This is a genomic window from Collinsella acetigenes (genome assembly GCF_012844445.1).
GTDB lineage: Bacteria > Actinomycetota > Coriobacteriia > Coriobacteriales > Coriobacteriaceae > Collinsella > Collinsella acetigenes.
Genome location: NZ_JABBCP010000007.1, coordinates 187798 through 205073 on the forward strand (window position 1 = coordinate 187798; position 17276 = coordinate 205073).

The following is a 17276-nucleotide window of genomic DNA, read 5'->3' on the forward strand; positions in this document are numbered from 1 at the left end:
GGTCGGGGGCCTCTCCATGTCCGAGAACATTCGCCGGGAACGCTCTCAGGTCCTGTAGCAGGAAGCTTTACGCCTCGTTATACACCGTCAGGAGCTTTTGCAGATGAGCATAGCGGTCCATAGCGGCCTGCTCGTTCTCCTTGAAGAGCTCCTCAGCGCGCTCCGGGAAGGAACGGGTGAGGGAGGCATAGCGGGCCTCGTTCATCAGGAACTCCTGATAACCGCCGGCCGGAGCCTTGGAGTCGAGCGAGAACTTCTTGCCGGCAGGAGCCGCCGGGTTGAAGCGGAAGAGGTTCCAGTAGCCGCAATCCACGGCCTTCTTCATCTCGGCCTGGCAGTTCTGCATGCCGCCCTTCTTGATGGAGTGCATCTCGCAGGGGCTGTAGCCGATGATGAGGGACGGGCCGTCGTAGGCCTCGGCCTCGTGGATGGCCTTGAGGGTCTGAGCGGGGTTGGCGCCCATGGCGACCTGCGCCACGTAAACGTAGCCGTAGCTCATCTCGATCTCGGCGAGGGACTTCTTCTTGGTGGTCTTGCCCGCAGCAGCGAACTGAGCGACCTGGCCCAGGTTCGACGCCTTGGAAGCCTGACCGCCGGTGTTGGAGTAGACCTCGGTATCAAAGACAAAGACGTTGACGTTGTGGCGGGATGCCAACACGTGGTCAAGGCCGCCAAAGCCGATGTCATAGGCCCAACCGTCGCCGCCGAAGATCCAGAAGGACTTCTTGGTGAGGTAAGCCTTGTCGGCCAGGATGGACTTGGCAAGATCGCAGCCGCACTTCTCGAGCTCAGCGACATAGGCGGCAGCAGTGGTCTTGCTGGCCTCGGTGTCGTGGCGAGCGTCGAGCCATGCCTGGGCGGCAGCCTTCAGCTCGGGAGCGGCACCGTCGGCAGCGAGAACCTTCTCAGTGTCGGCGACGAGCTTGTTCTGGACGGCCTCGTAGCCCACGGCCATACCAAGACCATGCTCGGCGTTGTCCTCGAACAGGGAGTTATTCCATGCCGGGCCGTGACCGTTCTTGTCCGTGCAATACGGAGAGGTCGCGGCGGGGTTGCCCCAAATGGAGGAACAGCCGGTGGCGTTGGAGATGAACATGCGGTCGCCTGCCACCTGAGTCACCAGGCGAGCATACGCGGTCTCGGCGCAGCCGGCGCAGGAGCCGGAGAACTCGAGGTAGGGCTGCTTGAACTGGCTGCCCTTGACGTTCGCGGCGATGAGCTCGGGCTTCTCGGAGACATTCTTGACCAGGTAATCCCAAACGGGCTGCTGATCGAGCTCGGTCTCGGTGGGAACCATCTCGAGGGCGCCCTTGGGGCAGACCTTCACGCAGTTGGTGCAGCCCATGCAGTCGAGCGGGCTCACAGCCTGGACGTACTTCATGCCTTTGGCCTTGGGGCCCATGGCATCGATGGTACGGAGCTGCTCGGGCGCGCCGGCAACCTCTTCGTCAGTCAGAGCAAACGGACGGATGGTAGCATGCGGGCACACATAGGCGCACTGGTTGCACTGGATGCACTTGGTCTCGTCCCAATGCGGAACCATAACGGCAACGCCGCGCTTCTCGTATGCAGAGGCGCCCAGCTCGAACTGGCCGTCAACGCAGCCCATGAAAGCAGAGACGGGCAGCGAGTCGCCGTCCATGCGGTCGATGGGCTCGAGAAGCTCCTTGACCTGCTTGGCGATGGCGCTCTTCTCCTCGTCGGAAATCTCGACGGGGGCATCCTGGGCGTCTGCCCAGTCGGCAGGAACCTCAAACTTATGGAAGGCGGTGGCGCCGGCGTCGATAGCCTTATGGTTGGCGTCGACGATAGCCTGGCCCTTCTTCATGTAGGACTTGGTAGCTGCGTCCTTCATGTACTGAAGCGCGTCCGCAGCAGGCAGGATCTGTGCCAGCGCGAAGAATGCAGACTGCAGCACCGTGTTGGTGCGCTTGCCCATGCCAACCTTGGCAGCCAGGTCGATAGCGTCGATCAGGTAAACGTTGACGCCGTTTTTGGCGATGTAGCGCTTGGCAACAGCGGGCAGATGCTCAGCAAACTCCTCGTCAGTCCACTGGCAGTTGACCAGGAAGGTGCCGCCCGGCTTGACGTCGCGGACCATCTTGAAGCCCTTGACGATGTAGCTGGGGTTGTGGCAAGCGACGAAGTCGGCCTTGGTCACATAGTACGGGCTGCGGATGGGCGAATCGCCAAAGCGCAGGTGGCTGACGGTCACGCCGCCGGTCTTCTTGGAGTCGTACTGGAAGTAGGCCTGAACGTACTTGTCGGTGTGGTCGCCGATGATCTTGATCGAGTTCTTGTTGGCGCCCACGGTACCGTCGCCGCCGAGGCCCCAGAACTTGCACTCGATGGTGCCAGGAGCTGCGGTGTTGGGGGTGTCTTCGGCAAGAGGCAGGGAGAGGTTGGTGACATCGTCCACGATGCCGACGGTGAACTCGCGCTTGGGCTCGTCCTTCTTGAGCTCCTCGTAGATAGCGAAGGCAGAAGAGGGAGCGGTGTCCTTGGAGCCCAGACCGTAACGGCCGCCCACCACGGTGAGGTCGGTGCGGCCAGCCTCATAGAGCGCGGAGACAACGTCCTGGTAGAGAGGCTCGCCAATGGAACCCGGCTCCTTGGTGCGGTCCATGACGGCGATCTTCTTGACGGTCGCGGGGAGCACGTCGACAAAGTGCTTGATGGAAAACGGACGGAACAGACGGACCTTGACCAGACCGACCTTCTCGCCATGAGCGTTGAGGTAGTCGATGACCTCTTCGAGCACGTCGCAGAAGGAACCCATGCAGACGACGACACGATCGGCATCCTCGGCGCCATAGTAGTTGAACAGGCCGTAATCGGTACCGAGCTTCTCGTTGATCTTGCCCATGTACTTCTCGACAACAGCGGGCAGCTTGTCGTAGGCGGTGTTGCATGCCTCACGATGCTGGAAGAAGATGTCGCCGTTCTCATGGCTGCCGCGAGCATGCGGATGCTCGGGGTTCAGTGCGTGATCGCGGAACTCCTGGACGGCCTCCATGTTGCACATGTCCTTGAGGTCCTCGTAGTCCCACATGGCGACTTTCTGGATCTCGTGGCTGGTGCGGAAACCATCGAAGAAGTTGAGGAACGGAACCTTTCCCTCAAGAGCAGCGAGGTGCGCCACCGGGGAGAGGTCCATGACTTCTTGAACGTTGCCCTCGGCGAGCATGGCAAAGCCGGTCTGACGGCACGCCATGACGTCGGAGTGATCGCCAAAGATGTTGAGCGCCTGGGTAGCCACGGTACGAGCCGACACGTGGAAAACCGAGGGAAGGCCCTCGCCGGCGATCTTGTACATGTTGGGGATCATCAGCAGCAGGCCCTGGGAAGCCGTGTAGGTGGTGGTCAGTGCACCAGCGCCCAGAGAACCGTGGACGGTACCGGCGGCACCGGCCTCGGACTCCATCTCAACAACGTTAACGGGCGTACCGAAGATGTTCTTCTTGCCCTGCGCGGCCCACTGGTCGACATGATCGGCCATCGGGCTGGACGGCGTAATGGGATAGATTCCCGCCACCTCGGTGTACGCATACGATACGTATGCGGCGGCCTCGTTGCCGTCCATAGACTTGAACTTACGCGCCATATACCCCTCTCCTCTCGTTTGGGTGTACATGCTTTCCGAAAGACGGCGCCTTTCGGATGTAGCCACGTGTTGCAGTGCATCAGGCGATGTGACGCATTGCGCTGGAACCGCAGGTCATTCTACCCATGAACACGCACTCGATACAGCGCGTCATGCGACGGGTGACCCCGTCTTTGCCATGGGGAATGCTTCGATTTCACAGGTTGTTCTATTGTACTCCGCACAACCGCTTTCGTTTTCGAAAACCGCTAGCGGCAAAGCGGGAACTCGGAAGGGGCGGCGGCACGGCTAGCGTCTACGCAACATCGGCATGTCCGCAGCCGCGCGAGCCCCGTACGCCGCTTGTACCTCGTTCGCATACACGGCAGCTCAATCCCGCCTCGCACATTGCCCAGCCGCCTCGACCGTCGCAACAAAACCCGCGCACAAACGGCCTTCCTTCAGGATCTTTCATCAACGAGGGAAGCGAGACCGTATAGGCCGCTACTCCCACAAAAAGCAAGGTACAAGCTACAGCATGCGACGGGCCTCGATAGCACGACCGAGCGTAAGCTCGTCGGCATACTCCAGGTCGCCACCCACGGGAAGACCGCTCGCCAGACGGCTCACCTCGATGCCGAGAGGCTTGATGGTGCGCGCCAAATAGCTCGCCGTGGTCTCGCCCTCGATATTGGGATTGGTGGCGATAATGACCTCGTGAATATCCTCGGTTCCCAAACGCGCCAGCAACTCGCGGACATGGAGCTGCTCGGGACCGATCTTGTCCATAGGGCTGATCACGCCGCCGAGCACATGATAAAGACCGTGATAGGACCCTGTGCGCTCGATCGCCGTAACGTCGCGAGGCTCGCCCACCACGCAGATGCGCGTGGTATCGCGCGTGGAGTCCTCGCAGATAGCGCACTCGTCATCCGTAGCATAGTTAAAGCAACGGCTGCAAAAATGCACCTGCTCCTTGACGGAGAGGATGGCGTCTGCCAGACGACGCGCCTCCTCAACGTCGGATTCCAGCAGGTAATACGCGATGCGCTGAGCCGACTTGGGGCCAATGCCCGGAAGTCTGCCCAGCTCATCAAGAAGAATCTGTAGGCTATGGTCTGCCGTCATGATTTAGAACGGCATACCCGGGATGTTGAGACCGCCGGTGATGGCGCCCATCTGCTTGTTGGCGAGCTCGCCCACGCTGCGAATGGCCTCGTTGACGGCGGCCATGATCATGTCCTGCAGCATCTCGACGTCCTCGGGATCGCACGCATCCGGATCGATCTTGATGGACTCAATCTTCATGTCGCCCGTCATGGTGACCTTCACCATGCCGCCGCCCGCGCTGGTGTCGACGGTCTGGGTCTTGAGGTTGTCCTCGGCTGCGGCGAGCTGCTCTTGCATCTTGCGCGCCTGCTTCATCATCTGCTGCATGTTCATACCGGCCATGATGGCTCCTTATCTTCGGCGTTTTAACCAGAAGAATCGTACCATGCACGCGGGGCGGCAACCACAAATACCTTTACGCTTACACCATTACGACGAGCGACACGGTGTCACCGTGACATCCGCGCCGCATCGCCGGTACTATTTAGTATGAATCGCGTGCCCGCCAAAGCCGTTGCGCATCGCTGCGACCGCCTTGTTGGCAAACGAGTCCTCGATATGCGAGGCGTTGCGCGTCATGAGTGAAAGCGCAATCACAGGTACCGGGACCTCCAAATCAAGGGCTGTCTCAACCGTCCACTTGGCTTCGCCGCTTGCATCCACTACGCCGCGGATATCCTCCAGGCCGGGATGCTCACCAAGCTGCTGCTCCATAAGCTCCATAAGCCAGCTGCGAACAACCGATCCGCAGTTCCAGTTATGAGCGACGGCCTTGAGATCGTAATCAAAGTCACTCGCCTCCATGAGCGCAAAACCCTCGCCGATCGCCTGCATCATGCCGTACTCGATGCCGTTGTGGACCATCTTCATGAAGTGACCGCTGCCTGCACGACCGGTGTACAGCAAGCCGCCCTCGCACGACATGTCATCGAGCATGGGCTCCACATACTCATATGCGCTACGATCGCCGCCGATCATGAGGCAGGCGCCGTTGCGAGCACCGGACTTGCCGCCCGACGTGCCCGAATCCATAAAGCGGATACCGTGGGCAGCAGCCTGCTCGGCATGCGCCACGGAATCGTGATAGTTGGAGTTGCCGCCGTCGATCACGATATCGCCCTCATCGAGCATCTCAAACAGCTCGGCGAGCACTGCATCGGTAATGGGGCCGGAAGGGACCATGGCCCATACAACGCGAGGAGTGCCGAGCGCAGAAACCAAGCCCGCCATGGAATCGACCGTCTCGACATCTTCGGTCTCGACTGCGGCGCGGGCGGCCTCACTCATGTCAAAGCCCACCACGCGATGCCCGCTGTCCTTCAGGTTCATCGCGATGTTTGCGCCCATCTTGCCCAGACCGACGATTCCGATCTCCATGCTGCCCGCCCCTTTTCCAACAAAGACCGCACTACCAAACATAAGCCGGCATGTCGTGGAGAGAAAAACGCACGCCGGCTCCCCCGTTATCACACCTCCGTGCGCCCCATGCAAGGGTGAAACGTCGTCTTTTTTGCTTGTGGAATTGGTCAAACGTCTTATCAAGACCATTTTTTGAACGCTCTTCGCAAAGTCTCGACAATTCAAGTCGCGAAATTCGAAAAAATTTTTGTCTGATGGCGATAAAACGTTGCTAAAAACAGGGGGATTCGTCACTATATATAATGATGAAAGGCCGAAAAAATAATTTCGGCATCAATGTCGTTTGTTAACAGAAAGTCATGTTTGGCAACGCGGTTTATGAGAGAGAACCGCAAGAAGGGAGCAATCGTGACAAGAGCAATTGACAAACTCGAGCCGTTCCAGAGGGCCATTTCCAAGGCACACCTCGCCTCTGCAGGCGTAGCTGTCGATTCCCTCGAGAACCCCGACAAGCCGTTGATCGTTATCGCCAACAGCTGGAACGAGATCTGCCCGGGCCACGAGCCTCTGCGCCAGCTCGCTCAGGAAGTCAAGAAGGGCATCCTCGAGGCCGGCGGCGAGCCCATTGAGTTCAACACCATCGCCATCTGCGACGGCCTGGCACAGGGCCACGCTGGTATGCACTACAGCCTTCCCCATCGCGAGATCGTCGCCGACTCCTGCGAGGCCCAGATCATGGGTCAGAACTGCTTTGACGGCGTCGTCTACATGGGCAGCTGCGACAAGATCATCCCTGGCCTGCTTATGGCCGCCGCTCGCATCAACCTGCCTGCAGCGCTCGTTACCGCCGGCCCCTGCTATGACGAGGTCAAGCCTTCTTACTCCAAGAACCTGCGCGCCAAGTTCCTCCGTGGCGAGGCCACCGAGCGCGAGGTCATCGAGGGTACGCTCAAGTACTACACCGGCCCTGGCATCTGCCCGTTCCTGGGTACCGCCAACACCATGGGCTGCCTGGGCGAGGCCCTGGGCATGGAGGTTCCCGGCGGCGCACTGCAGCCCGCTCCCTCCGCTCAGCGTCGCTTCATCGCCCGCCGCACCGGTGCCGCCGTTGTGGACCTGGTCCGTCGCGGCATCAAGCCGAGCGACATCATGACGCAGGCCGCCATCGACAACGCCGTGGCCGTCCTCGCCTCCATCGGCGGTTCCCTCAACGCCCTGCTGCACCTTCCCGCCATCGCCGCCGAGCTTGGCCTCAAGTGCACCTGGGCTCAGGTTGCCGAGGCTACCTCCAAGCTTCCCGTCGTCTGCAACGTTGTTCCCAACGGCGACATCTCCTGCGTGAACCTCTATAAGGCAGGCGGCATCCAGGGCGTCCTCAAGACCATCGAGGGCTCCATCGACACCTCCGTCATGACCGTCAACGGCCACACCATGGGCGAGAACCTCGCTCAGGTGGACGTCGAGAAGGACATCGACCGCTCCGTCATCCGCACTCAGGACGACCCCGCTTCTGTAGCAAACGGCATCCAGGTGCTCTACGGCAACCTGGCTCCCGAGGGCACGCTCGTCAAGACCTCTGCTGTTCCTGCCGATCAGCACACCTTCGACGGCCCGGCCATGTGCTTCAACAGCGAGGAAGAGTGCTTCGACGCCTATAACAAGCACGAGATTCCTGCCGGCACCGCCGTCATCATCCGCTACGAGGGTCCCGTGGGCGGTCCTGGCATGAAGGAGCTGCACCGCGTCACCGAGATCATGAAGGGCATCCCGGGCTCCGCCGTCATCACCGACGGCCGCTTCTCCGGCGCTTCGGGCGGCCTCTCCGTGGGCTACCTCTGCCCCGAGGCTGCTGAGGGCGGCAACATCGCTCTTATCCAGAATGGCGACATGGTCCATATCAACCTTGCCGACAACTCCATCAACTTCGACATTACCGACGAAGAGCTGGAGCAGCGTCGCGCCAACTGGACGCCTGTCGTGCACCCCGTGCCCGGCAAGCTTCTCAAGCGCTACCAGAAGATGGTCGGCCCCGCCAAGGACGGCGCTCTGCTGAGCTGCTAATCGCCAGCGATTTCAACGTTTCCCCTAGCAAAGCCCGGAAGGCCAAGGTCTTCCGGGCTTTCTTTATGGAACGATAGATTGTAGGGACGATAGATTCTGGGCATCTATCGAAGTACGCGAAAGAGCATACACGCTCGCATTCCCAAACAAAATGAGGCCCCGCACCAATTGGCGCGGGGCCTCATTGCGAGACTCATATAAGAGTGCGCGAGAACTACTCGCCGCAACCACCCTTGACGAACTCGACGAGAGCGGCCACAGCCTCTTTCTCGTCCTCGCCGTCGGCAGCGATGGTGATCTCGGTGCCGCAGGTCAGGCCCTGGGTCATGAGATTCAGAACGGACTTAGCGTTCACGCCGTCGCCCTCGGCGTCGGACTTCTTGACGGTGACGTTGGACTGGAAGCCAGCGGCCATCTTGGAGAACTGGGAAGCCGGACGGGCGTGGATGCCAGTAGCGTTCACAACGGTAACGTTCTCAGAATACATTAATGCCTCCTATTGGATTGAGCAGAGGTCGGCGCCAACGCAGCGCGGGCTCTACCTAATGACAAGGTTTTATATTACACCATCTCGCGCACGGCCTCGTGCAGACGCTGACGATCTGCCGGATCCGTGCTGTTGTAGTGACGGGAGTTCACAATGTACTCCTCGATCGTGTTGAGGTTCTCCTCGGTGGGCTCGATGCCAATCTCGCCAAGGGTCAGCGGCAGGTCCATCTTGCGCATGAACTCGCGCAGCTCGGCCTCCTTCTCCTGCAGGCCATTGAAGTACAGCTGGCAGAACAGGCCGATGGCCACGATCTCGCCGTGGATGGCATCGGCAGCCTCGTGGGTGAAGTGAGTACGCACGCCGTCATAGATGACGTGAGCGAGCTCGGACTGACGGAAGCTCTTGGTGGTGTTGGCGATAACGCCGGTGGTGATCACGTTGAGGAAGGCAACGTCGCCGAGGGTCTTGGTGCACTTGCCCTCACGGTTGTCTGCAATAGCCTGCTGACCGTAGGTGTGGAGCACGTCGTAGACGTAGGCAGCCATGTTGTAGGCAGTGTAGACGTCGATGGGGTTCTCGTCGATATGCATCTCGGGACGACCGTTGAGCATCTCGATCTTCTTGGCCATGGCGTCCATGATGCCGGCGGCGTTGTAACGGATCGGGCACGCGGCGATAACGTCGAGGTCCATGTAGACAGCGTCGATCTCGTGGTCAAAGCGCCAAGAGGTCTTCTTGCCGCCCTCGGGGGTGTACATAACGCTCATGCAGGTGAAGGGAGCGCAGGTGGAAGCGGAGGTCGGGATGTTGACCGTGCCCAGCTGAGCGGTCTCGCCAGTGGCTTTAGCAAGGTCCATGATCTTGCCGCCACCAACGCCGACGATCTCCTCGGCGCCAAAGGCATGAGCCTTCTCGGCCAGCTCGTCAGCGGCCTCGTTGGAGCACCAGCCGGTCCAGATCTCGAGCTGGTAGTCGACGCCAGCCTCCTTCAGTGCAGGCTCAAGCTGATCCTTGACGGCATCCCAGGAACGAGGGCCGGCAACGATGAGCACCTTCTTGCCAAAGCGAGCGATCTCCTCGCCCAGCTGCGGAAGCAGGCCCTGCTCGCAACGAACGCGACCGGCGCCAAACTTGATAGCGGTATCCAACTTAGGTTGATTGCTGCTCATTGAAATCCCCTTTTCCGTGTAGCAACCATATGTTCAGCGCCTTGCATAAGACGCCTCAAACACGCGTAAATAGAACCTAGGGCAACCCTAGCCGCGGACCTTCTTGACCACGGCAGCGGCCTCGGCGGTCATTTCCTCGACCTTGGAGAAGTCGCCATCGGCAAAGAGCGCGGGCTTGACCATCCAGGTGCCACCAGCGGCAATGATGGACTTAGAGCCCAGGAACTCGGGCAGGTTCTCGAGGTTCACGCCACCGGTGGGCATGAAGCGGTGACCGACAAAGACGGCAGAGAGCGTCTCAGTGGCCTTGAGGCCGCCGTAGAGGTTTGCCGGGAAGAACTTGGTGATGTCGAAGCCGCGGTTGATGAGGTGCGTGAGCTCGGCAGGAGTAACAGCACCCGGAATCAGATTGACCTTGTTCTCGAGGCAGTAGTCGATGATGGCGTCGTCATAGCCCGGAGAGACGATGAACTTGGCACCGGCCTCGACTGCACGCTTGCACTGCTCGAGATTCACCACGGTGCCGGCGCCGACGAGGATATCGGGGCACTTCTCGGACATCTCACGAATGCAATCGGCAGCAGCAGCGGTGCGGAAGGTCACCTCAGCGGCGGGAAGACCGCCCTTGACCAAAGCGTTGGCCATGGGAACAGCATCCTCAACCTTCTCCAGCACAACGACAGGCACAACGGCCGTCTTCTCAAGCTGCTCGTAAAAGCCATTCTCTTTCATGTACTCGGTCGACATATCGATTTCCTCTCTCTTCATGTCGAACTTGTAGATAAGACAAACACCGTAGGCCTAAGCCCAGGCATTAGGGGATGCAGGTACACCACACTTCCTGGTTATGGAAGATGGAGAAGTCGTCAAAGCCCAAGCGCTCAGCCGCGGGCTCGGCACCGTCGCATACGTCTTCAAGCATCTGGTAGAGGCTCTCGCCTAGCTCGGCGATCGTCGAGGTTCCCTCAACAGCGCCCGATGCATCGAAGTCGATGTTGTCGCTCATCCGGGCATACGTCTCACAGTTGCCCGTAACCTTGATGACAGGGATAAGCGGGTTGCCAATGGGCGTTCCGCGACCCGTAGAGAAGATAAGCACTTGAGCGCCGCCGCAGGTCATACCCGAAACAGACTCGATGTCATAGCCCGGGGTGTCCATGATGGTAAGGCCGCTCTCTGTCGGACGCACACCATAGGGAACCACCTGAGTGATAGGCGTGGTACCGCCCTTGCTGATGCCGCCCAGAGCCTTCTCCTCAAGCGTGGAAAGACCGCCCTTCATGTTGCCGGGCGAAGGATTGGCTCCACGCACATCGACGCCCGCCTCGACAAAGCTCTGCTCAAGCCCATGGACGATCGTATAGATATCATCCGCAACCTCAGGCGTAGCCGCACGGGAAGCCAAGATATCTTCGGTTCCGATGAGCTCAGTCGTCTCGCCGAGCATTACCGTGCCACCCGCAGCAACAACCTTGTCGCTCACGACACCAATAACAGGATTGGCAGCAAGGCCACTCGTTGCATCGGATCCACCGCAATTGGTGCCCAACAGCAAATCGCCAAGCTCCATAGGCTCGCGCTCGACCTTCGATGCATCCTCAACGAGCTTCTGCGCAATCTCGACGCCGCGCTCGAGAGCGCGCACGGAGCCGCCGCAATCCTGGATCGTGATAACCTCGAGTGGCTTATCGCTCACCTGTCGAATCTCATCGGCAAGCTCGTAGGGCTTGGTGGTCTCACAACCAAGCCCTACGACCAGCGTGCCATAGACATTGGGGTTGAGCGTAAGGTTGAACAAACAACGACGCATAATCTCGCGGCCAGAACCCACCTGACCGCAGCCCTTGGAATTCTCAAGCGCCACGGCGCCCGGAACCTGGGCCGCAATCTTGCGCACCATCATGTTGGCGCATCCCACGGTAGAAAGAATCAAAACGTGGTTACGGATGCCAAAGCGGCCATCGGGTCTGCGATAACCCTTCATCGTTCCACCCCCGTCTTGATGCTCTCGATATTGTGGATATGAACGTAGTCGCCGCGCTTGATCGGGGCCGTAGCCTCGCCAATCACCTGACCGTACTTGTGCACGATGTCGTGCGCGGCCATATCGCGCAACGCAATCTTATGGAATCGAGGGATGTCGTGTGCGGAGGCGAGCTCCTCCACGGCTTCCCCCTGCTTGGTCTCGACAGCAACCGTGTCGCCCGCGCAAACCGCTTCAATCACGGTTGCGACGTCGTCAGCATCTGCCATCAGCAGCGCACGTTTTGCCATCCTGAACCTCCCTAGAATTTCTTTCCGAGCTTCGCCAAAGGATCTTCGAAATCGACGAACTGAACCTCACCGTTAAGGGCGGGAACCGTCTCCTTCATCCATTCAAAGGTCTCTCGAATATCCTTGCGAGCAACCCACAAGCCGGAGACCTCGAGGGCGTAATAGGCTTTGTTGTCGTTGGCAGCGAGCTGCTGGCGAATTTCGGGCGTAATATTCTCAAGCTGGTCGGCCGTCTTGTAGCCCACGATATTGAGCATCAAGTCGTTGCTGTTAGCAGCTTTGAGACCCACGCTCACCAGCTGGTTCCACGGAAGCGTGATGATGTCTTCGGGCTTGGAATAATCGGTCACACCGTTCTCGTCAAAGACAAACAGCGGCTTGCGGTTGAGCATCTTGCGGAACGTAAACATGAAAGCGCCAGCGATTATCACGTCAATCAAGACACCAAAGACCTTCAAAATCAACAGGTCGGTCTGCGTGAAGACAAGCGCGCTCACGGCGACGGCAATCAGCACATAAGAAACCATGATCATGATGGTCTTTCTGATGCTGGTATATATCTCGCGCTTTTCCATGTCCAAAACCTCGCTTTACTGCCGTATCGAACGGGCTTTCTCCAAGAATCCGATAACGTCATCAAGCGTATCAAACGAAACGTCCGCTTTTTCACGAACATCTTCAACGCTCTTAAGGTCAATAAGGATCGGGAAGCCGGCATCGACCGAACCGGCAAAGGACAAATCGTCGTAGATAAAACCGGACATGAAGCCGCCGACGTTCGCCGCGGTTATACCTGCCAGGCCGTCCTCGAGAACCAAAGCATGCTCGGGTTCGACACCCAAAAGCGTCGCCGCTCTGAGGAAGATCTCTGGGTCGGGCTTGCCTCGTTCCACCTGGGAGCCATCGACGATATTCGTAAACTCGTGAAGCAAATACTCACTTTCAAGATACGAGTCAATGGTCTGCCGGGTGGAAGAACTCGCGAGCGCAAAGGGAATATTGCGCTCATGCAAGTAACTCAGAAGAGCAAGGAGGCCGGAGCGCTTGCCGACGCGACCCCCTTGCGCCTTGCGAATGGAAGCTTTCTGCTCGCGAATATAGGCACGCCAGGCGCGAACATCCTTGTCCTCACCATACATGCACAGCATCCGCGCGACGCCGTCTTCTTCCACACATCCCGTCAAATTAAGGTGCATTAGCTCATTCATCTGGAAACCAAAATGGCGGGCAGCACGGATGAAACTCACCATTGCGATACGTTCGCTATCGAAAACGGTGCCATCCATGTCGAATATAATCGCGTCGATCGAACGCATCTTCCCTCCAAATTTCGATTTCGATGGGGCTAATTACGAAATAATTTCGATTAATTTCGAAATTAAAATCCGCATCCCCCAGCCGGGGCCAGGAGATGCGGATGTCAGTGCACCTTACGCAAGCTTGGTCTTGGCGTTAACCGGAGCCTCGCCGTTGACGAAGCGCTCAACGTCACCCACGCACTTCTCGCCCATGCCGCGCAGGCCTTCCTCCGTGTAAGCGGAGATGTGCGGGCAAACGAGAACCTGAGGATGGTTGAAGTACGGATCGTCGGGCAGCGGCGGCTCGTCGTGCATAACGTCGATAGCCAGAGCCTTGACCGTACCGTCCTCGAGAGCAGCAAGCATAGCAGGCTGATCGATGAGGTCGGCACGAGCGTTGTTGACGACGTAGCAGCCCTTCTTCATCTTGGAGAACGCATCGGCGTTCAGGATGTGGAAGGAAGTGGGGTTAAGGTCGGCGTTGAGCGTCAGGACGTCGCAGTTGGCAACAACGGTGTCAACATCGGCATACTCAAAGGGAACGCCGAGCTTAGCAGCCCAGTCGTCATGATGAACGGGATCGCAAGCAAGAACCTTCATGTCGTAGCCACGAGCGAGGATCTCGACAACGCGAGAGCCAATGTTGCCGCAGCCGATGATGCCCAGGGTCTTGCCCGACAGACCGTTACCGACGAAGCTTGCACGCTCAGCCCAACGGCCCTCGTTGGCGGCGACATGGGAATCGCTCACGCGACGCATGGCATCGAGCAGGATGGCGACGGCACCCTCGGCGACCGGATCGCGCTCAACGAGCGGGGAAACGGTCGTGACGAGGCAGCCAGCCTCTTCGGCAGCGGGGATATCGATGTTGTTATAACCGATACCGTGGCGAGACAGCAGGACAAGATCACGCTTGTTCTCGAAGAACTCCTTGTCGAAGAACGGAGTCACCGAAGAGATGACAACGTTAAAGCCCTCGAGAGCCTTAGCGAGCTCAGCACCACAGCACGTGCCGGCAACGCGGACGCGCTCGACCTCACCGATCTTGCGGAGGCGATCCATCTGATCGGGGAAGCGGGTGCCGAAGGAAGAAGAGTTAACGATTGCGATACGGTAATCCATGTTTTGAACTAGCCCATCTTTGCGAGTGCAGCGGACAGAGAAACGTTCTCAGAAGAAGGAATCTTCTGGAAGTAGACCTTGACGCCAGCAGCGTCGAGAGCCTTGCAGAGCTCAGCGTCGTCCTTGGAAAGACCGACGGACTCGATAACCTTCGTGGTGCCGGGCTTGATGGCGATGCCACCAACGTTCAGCTCCTTGATAGGCACGCCGCCGTCGACGGCCTTCTTGGCGTACGCGATGCTCTTGAAGATCAGAGCAACATTATCGTCGCCGAACTGGTTCTTGTTCCACTCGTCAACAATAGAGTCGGAGGAGAAGACCTTGATGGCGAGGCCGCCCGTGGACTGGGTGGACTCGTAGATCTCCTTCATGAACTCATCAGCAGCGGTGGCGTCATCGATGACGTAGGCGGCGTTGGTGCCATGGCCCTTAGTCCAGACCTGCATGACCTGGCCGTGAACCAGACGGTCATCGACGCGAGCGAGGGTGATTTCTGCCATGTTAGTACTCCTTAGGCTTGTGCGTGCTTCTTCTCAGCATGGTTGATCAGCCACATACCGTTCTGACCCTCGGCGAAGGCGCTCTCGGCAAGCTCCGAGTCCTCCTGGAAGGTCAGGCCGGAGATGGCAGCGATCAGCATCGGCATGTTGACACCGACGAGTACGTCGCAGTCGACCTCCTTGAGGCACGTCATGAGAGCGACGTTGCTGGGGGAGCCACCCATGAGGTCAACCATGACCACGGTGTGGAACCCATCAGCCTCGTTCTTCTTGACGATCTCAAGAGCCTGAGCGTGGAGCTCGTCAACGGACTGACCAGGAATCAGACCAAGAGCCTCAACGTTCTCCTGCTCGCCCATGATCATCTCTGCGGACTTCTTCAGCTCGATGCCAAAGAGGCCGTGCGTAATGATAAGAACCTTGTTCAGCATTCTGAGTAACTCCTTAGAGAAGGCCGATAGCACCGAGGACGATCAGGATGGCGGTGAAGCCAAGCATAGCCTTGGTAACCTTCATGCCCTGCTTCTGGAAGAAGAAGAACAGGCCCAGAACTGCGCACAGCGGGAGGATACCGGGCAGGATGCCGTCGAGGATGCCCTGGAGGTTGAACGCCTTACCAGACATCTCCCAAGCGAGCGGGGTGGACAGAGTAACGTACTTAGCAGCCATGATACCCATCATGAACAGACCCAAAACACCAAGGGCGTTGATAATCGACTTAATCTTGCCGCCCTTCATGATCTCGAGCGCGGCACGACGGCCCATGGTGTAGCCCATCTTGGTGAACAGGAAGCCGTAGATGAAGGTTGCGGTTGCAAAGCAAACGAACGGCAGAACGGCGCCGAGCCAGCTGCCCTCCTGAGCCATACCCAGGAAGAGAGCGATGAAGATGTACTGGACGGTACCGGAGTCGATGGAGTCGCCGATACCAGCGAGCGGGCCCATCAGACCGATCTTGGTGTTCTGGATCATGGAAGGATCGATAGCACCATCGACGTCGCCCTCGTTCAGAGCCTTAGCGCGCTCCTCCTCGAGAGAGACGGTGATACCGGAGATGATGCCGCCGCCCCAGACAGCCTGGGTGTTGAAGAACTGAAGGTGACGCTGATAAGCCTCGCCGAGCATGATGGGGTTCTTGTAGAGCTTCTTCAGAACCGGCATCAGGCCAAAAGTGAGGGAAGGAGCAACCATGCGGTCGAAGGAGTGCGGGACCTCGTTGCACCACCACCAGCGGAACCAAACCTTCATCAGGTCCTTCGTGGTAATCTCCTCGGGCTTGTTCTCCTCGCCCAGCATCAGACGGGGATCGGCGACGATCTGGCCGTCCTCGTTGAGGTAATCGTGATAATCCTGAGAAAGCGGGGCCTCAGCCACAGCTTCGTTCAAAATCTCTTCGCTCATGCGTATTCCCATCCTTTCTTTAATCTAGAAGGGTCGTTACTCAGCGGACTTCTCGGTGAGCTGCTCGTAGACGACAGCGATGATGACGCCGATGATGGCCCAGAAGATCATCGGGACGCTGAAGCTACCCTTGACAGCGGTGAGCTGCGTGTTGAGCATGTTGGCGAACACCTGCATGAAGTAGGCCAGGAAGAAGAACGGCAGCAGCTTGCGGTTGCCGATGACGTGCATGGTAATGGCGATACCAAGAGCGGCAAGGCCGCCACCGACGGTGCCGAGCACGTGAAGCACAGGGCCGTTAGAGATGGTGTCCATGAAGCCGGAGACCACGGGAGCGCCGAGGTACAGAGCGACGAACATCAGGGGCACGAACAGCACGAAGGAGAAGATGGTGGGCATAACGCCGATCCACATGGCAAGACCCTTGGAGTCAGCCTTGACAGCGCAGGCATCCATCTTGGTGACCGCGAACGTGTTCATGAAGAAGCGGAGCTGATACAGGTAGCTGCCCAGCAGGCCGACAGGCACGGCGATGGCGACGGCGGCCTCAGGCTTGAGGTTACCGACGATAACCGTGGAAACTGCCATCGCGGAAGCGATGCAGGGCTCGGACGGCATAGCGCCACCGGGGGCGACAACGCCCATGTAGATAAGCTGAATGGTTGCAACCGTGGTCATTGCGAGGGGCATGTTGCCCAGAACAAGACCAACCACGAAACCCGCCATCAGCGGCGAGAAGCGCATGGTAAGGGTTGCGTAGCCGAGGGCACGCGACTCGACTGCTGCGACGAAAAGTGCAATCAGCAGTGCTTGAACGACACTCATTGGCTCTTCCTTTCTCTCCTCTTTCTAGGACCGGATCCTCTTTAACCCGGTCCTTCTTTCACGAAGCTCGACACTGCGCCAACA

17 protein-coding genes are annotated in these 17276 nt (G+C 58.8%); 1 reads left to right on the top strand and 16 read right to left on the bottom strand.

Going from position 1 to position 17276, the window contains the following annotated elements:
- Positions 1–67: 67 nt before the first annotated feature.
- From nifJ to gnd, 4 genes are all read right to left on the bottom strand, one after another.
- Positions 68–3604 (bottom strand): pyruvate:ferredoxin (flavodoxin) oxidoreductase, encoded by a 3537-nt coding sequence (gene nifJ / locus HF320_RS08370; RefSeq protein WP_169277887.1) that lies wholly within the window; start codon positions 3602–3604, stop codon positions 68–70.
- A gap of 510 nt (positions 3605–4114) precedes the next feature.
- Positions 4115–4711: a recombination mediator RecR gene (recR, locus tag HF320_RS08375; protein ID WP_169277888.1), complete on the bottom strand. Its 597-nt coding sequence runs from the start codon at positions 4709–4711 to the stop codon at positions 4115–4117.
- 3 nt (positions 4712–4714) lie between these two features.
- Positions 4715–5035 (bottom strand): YbaB/EbfC family nucleoid-associated protein, encoded by a 321-nt coding sequence (locus tag HF320_RS08380; RefSeq protein ID WP_022387649.1) that lies wholly within the window; start codon positions 5033–5035, stop codon positions 4715–4717.
- Positions 5036–5173: 138 nt separating this feature from the next.
- Positions 5174–6241 carry a phosphogluconate dehydrogenase (NAD(+)-dependent, decarboxylating) gene (gene gnd / locus HF320_RS08385; protein ID WP_349290724.1) on the bottom strand — a complete coding sequence of 356 codons (1068 nt, stop codon included), beginning with the start codon at positions 6239–6241 and terminating at the stop codon, positions 5174–5176.
- Between the two features lie 219 nt (positions 6242–6460).
- Here gnd and ilvD point away from each other — a divergent pair, with 219 nt between their 5' ends.
- Positions 6461–8113 (top strand): dihydroxy-acid dehydratase, encoded by a 1653-nt coding sequence (gene ilvD / locus HF320_RS08390; protein WP_138377890.1) that lies wholly within the window; start codon positions 6461–6463, stop codon positions 8111–8113.
- A 214-nt stretch (positions 8114–8327) separates the two neighbouring features.
- Here ilvD and HF320_RS08395 read toward each other — a convergent pair whose 3' ends face one another.
- The 12 genes from HF320_RS08395 to HF320_RS08450 all read right to left on the bottom strand — a co-directional run bounded on the left by HF320_RS08395 (position 8328) and on the right by HF320_RS08450 (position 17192).
- A complete protein-coding gene (locus HF320_RS08395; RefSeq protein ID WP_169277889.1) occupies positions 8328–8600 on the bottom strand; it encodes an HPr family phosphocarrier protein in 273 nt (90 codons plus the stop codon).
- 74 nt (positions 8601–8674) lie between these two features.
- Complete coding sequence (locus tag HF320_RS08400) at positions 8675–9772, bottom strand: iron-containing alcohol dehydrogenase family protein (RefSeq protein ID WP_169277890.1); 1098 nt, start codon at positions 9770–9772, stop codon at positions 8675–8677.
- Positions 9773–9859: 87 nt separating this feature from the next.
- Positions 9860–10519: a bifunctional 4-hydroxy-2-oxoglutarate aldolase/2-dehydro-3-deoxy-phosphogluconate aldolase gene (locus HF320_RS08405; RefSeq protein ID WP_230205529.1), complete on the bottom strand. Its 660-nt coding sequence runs from the start codon at positions 10517–10519 to the stop codon at positions 9860–9862.
- A gap of 67 nt (positions 10520–10586) precedes the next feature.
- Positions 10587–11756: a UxaA family hydrolase gene (locus HF320_RS08410; protein WP_169277891.1), complete on the bottom strand. Its 1170-nt coding sequence runs from the start codon at positions 11754–11756 to the stop codon at positions 10587–10589.
- On the bottom strand, positions 11753–12046 hold the full coding sequence (locus HF320_RS08415; protein ID WP_169277892.1) for a UxaA family hydrolase: 294 nt from the start codon (positions 12044–12046) through the stop codon (positions 11753–11755). The genes HF320_RS08410 and HF320_RS08415 overlap by 4 nt, the downstream gene beginning before the upstream one ends.
- An 11-nt stretch (positions 12047–12057) precedes the next feature.
- Positions 12058–12621, bottom strand: coding sequence for an STM3941 family protein (locus HF320_RS08420; protein ID WP_169277893.1), 564 nt, complete (start codon positions 12619–12621; stop codon positions 12058–12060).
- 15 nt (positions 12622–12636) lie between these two features.
- On the bottom strand, positions 12637–13362 hold the full coding sequence (locus tag HF320_RS08425) for an HAD family hydrolase (RefSeq protein WP_169277894.1): 726 nt from the start codon (positions 13360–13362) through the stop codon (positions 12637–12639).
- 114 nt (positions 13363–13476) lie between these two features.
- Positions 13477–14466: an NAD(P)-dependent oxidoreductase gene (locus HF320_RS08430; RefSeq protein ID WP_040219797.1), complete on the bottom strand. Its 990-nt coding sequence runs from the start codon at positions 14464–14466 to the stop codon at positions 13477–13479.
- An 8-nt stretch (positions 14467–14474) separates the two neighbouring features.
- Complete coding sequence (locus tag HF320_RS08435; protein WP_138377884.1) at positions 14475–14966, bottom strand: PTS sugar transporter subunit IIB; 492 nt, start codon at positions 14964–14966, stop codon at positions 14475–14477.
- 11 nt (positions 14967–14977) lie between these two features.
- On the bottom strand, positions 14978–15397 hold the full coding sequence (locus tag HF320_RS08440) for a PTS sugar transporter subunit IIA (protein WP_022387637.1): 420 nt from the start codon (positions 15395–15397) through the stop codon (positions 14978–14980).
- 13 nt (positions 15398–15410) lie between these two features.
- Positions 15411–16367 (bottom strand): PTS system mannose/fructose/sorbose family transporter subunit IID, encoded by a 957-nt coding sequence (locus HF320_RS08445; RefSeq protein ID WP_211159032.1) that lies wholly within the window; start codon positions 16365–16367, stop codon positions 15411–15413.
- 36 nt (positions 16368–16403) lie between these two features.
- Entirely contained in the window at positions 16404–17192 is a 789-nt protein-coding gene (locus HF320_RS08450; RefSeq protein ID WP_169277895.1) for a PTS mannose/fructose/sorbose/N-acetylgalactosamine transporter subunit IIC, read from the bottom strand.
- Positions 17193–17276: the final 84 nt, after the last annotated feature.

Coding starts and splice junctions, on each gene's coding strand:
- nifJ (WP_169277887.1), bottom strand. CDS start 3,604: ATGGCGCGTAAGTTCAAGTCTATGGACGGCAACGAGGCCGCCGCATAC.
- recR (WP_169277888.1), bottom strand. CDS start 4,711: ATGACGGCAGACCATAGCCTACAGATTCTTCTTGATGAGCTGGGCAGA.
- HF320_RS08380 (WP_022387649.1), bottom strand. CDS start 5,035: ATGGCCGGTATGAACATGCAGCAGATGATGAAGCAGGCGCGCAAGATG.
- gnd (WP_349290724.1), bottom strand. CDS start 6,241: ATGGTCTTGATAAGACGTTTGACCAATTCCACAAGCAAAAAAGACGAC.
- HF320_RS08395 (WP_169277889.1), bottom strand. CDS start 8,600: ATGTATTCTGAGAACGTTACCGTTGTGAACGCTACTGGCATCCACGCC.
- HF320_RS08400 (WP_169277890.1), bottom strand. CDS start 9,772: ATGAGCAGCAATCAACCTAAGTTGGATACCGCTATCAAGTTTGGCGCC.
- HF320_RS08405 (WP_230205529.1), bottom strand. CDS start 10,519: ATGTCGACCGAGTACATGAAAGAGAATGGCTTTTACGAGCAGCTTGAG.
- HF320_RS08410 (WP_169277891.1), bottom strand. CDS start 11,756: ATGAAGGGTTATCGCAGACCCGATGGCCGCTTTGGCATCCGTAACCAC.
- HF320_RS08415 (WP_169277892.1), bottom strand. CDS start 12,046: ATGGCAAAACGTGCGCTGCTGATGGCAGATGCTGACGACGTCGCAACC.
- HF320_RS08420 (WP_169277893.1), bottom strand. CDS start 12,621: ATGGAAAAGCGCGAGATATATACCAGCATCAGAAAGACCATCATGATC.
- HF320_RS08425 (WP_169277894.1), bottom strand. CDS start 13,362: ATGCGTTCGATCGACGCGATTATATTCGACATGGATGGCACCGTTTTC.
- HF320_RS08430 (WP_040219797.1), bottom strand. CDS start 14,466: ATGGATTACCGTATCGCAATCGTTAACTCTTCTTCCTTCGGCACCCGC.
- HF320_RS08435 (WP_138377884.1), bottom strand. CDS start 14,966: ATGGCAGAAATCACCCTCGCTCGCGTCGATGACCGTCTGGTTCACGGC.
- HF320_RS08440 (WP_022387637.1), bottom strand. CDS start 15,397: ATGCTGAACAAGGTTCTTATCATTACGCACGGCCTCTTTGGCATCGAG.
- HF320_RS08445 (WP_211159032.1), bottom strand. CDS start 16,367: ATGAGCGAAGAGATTTTGAACGAAGCTGTGGCTGAGGCCCCGCTTTCT.
- HF320_RS08450 (WP_169277895.1), bottom strand. CDS start 17,192: ATGAGTGTCGTTCAAGCACTGCTGATTGCACTTTTCGTCGCAGCAGTC.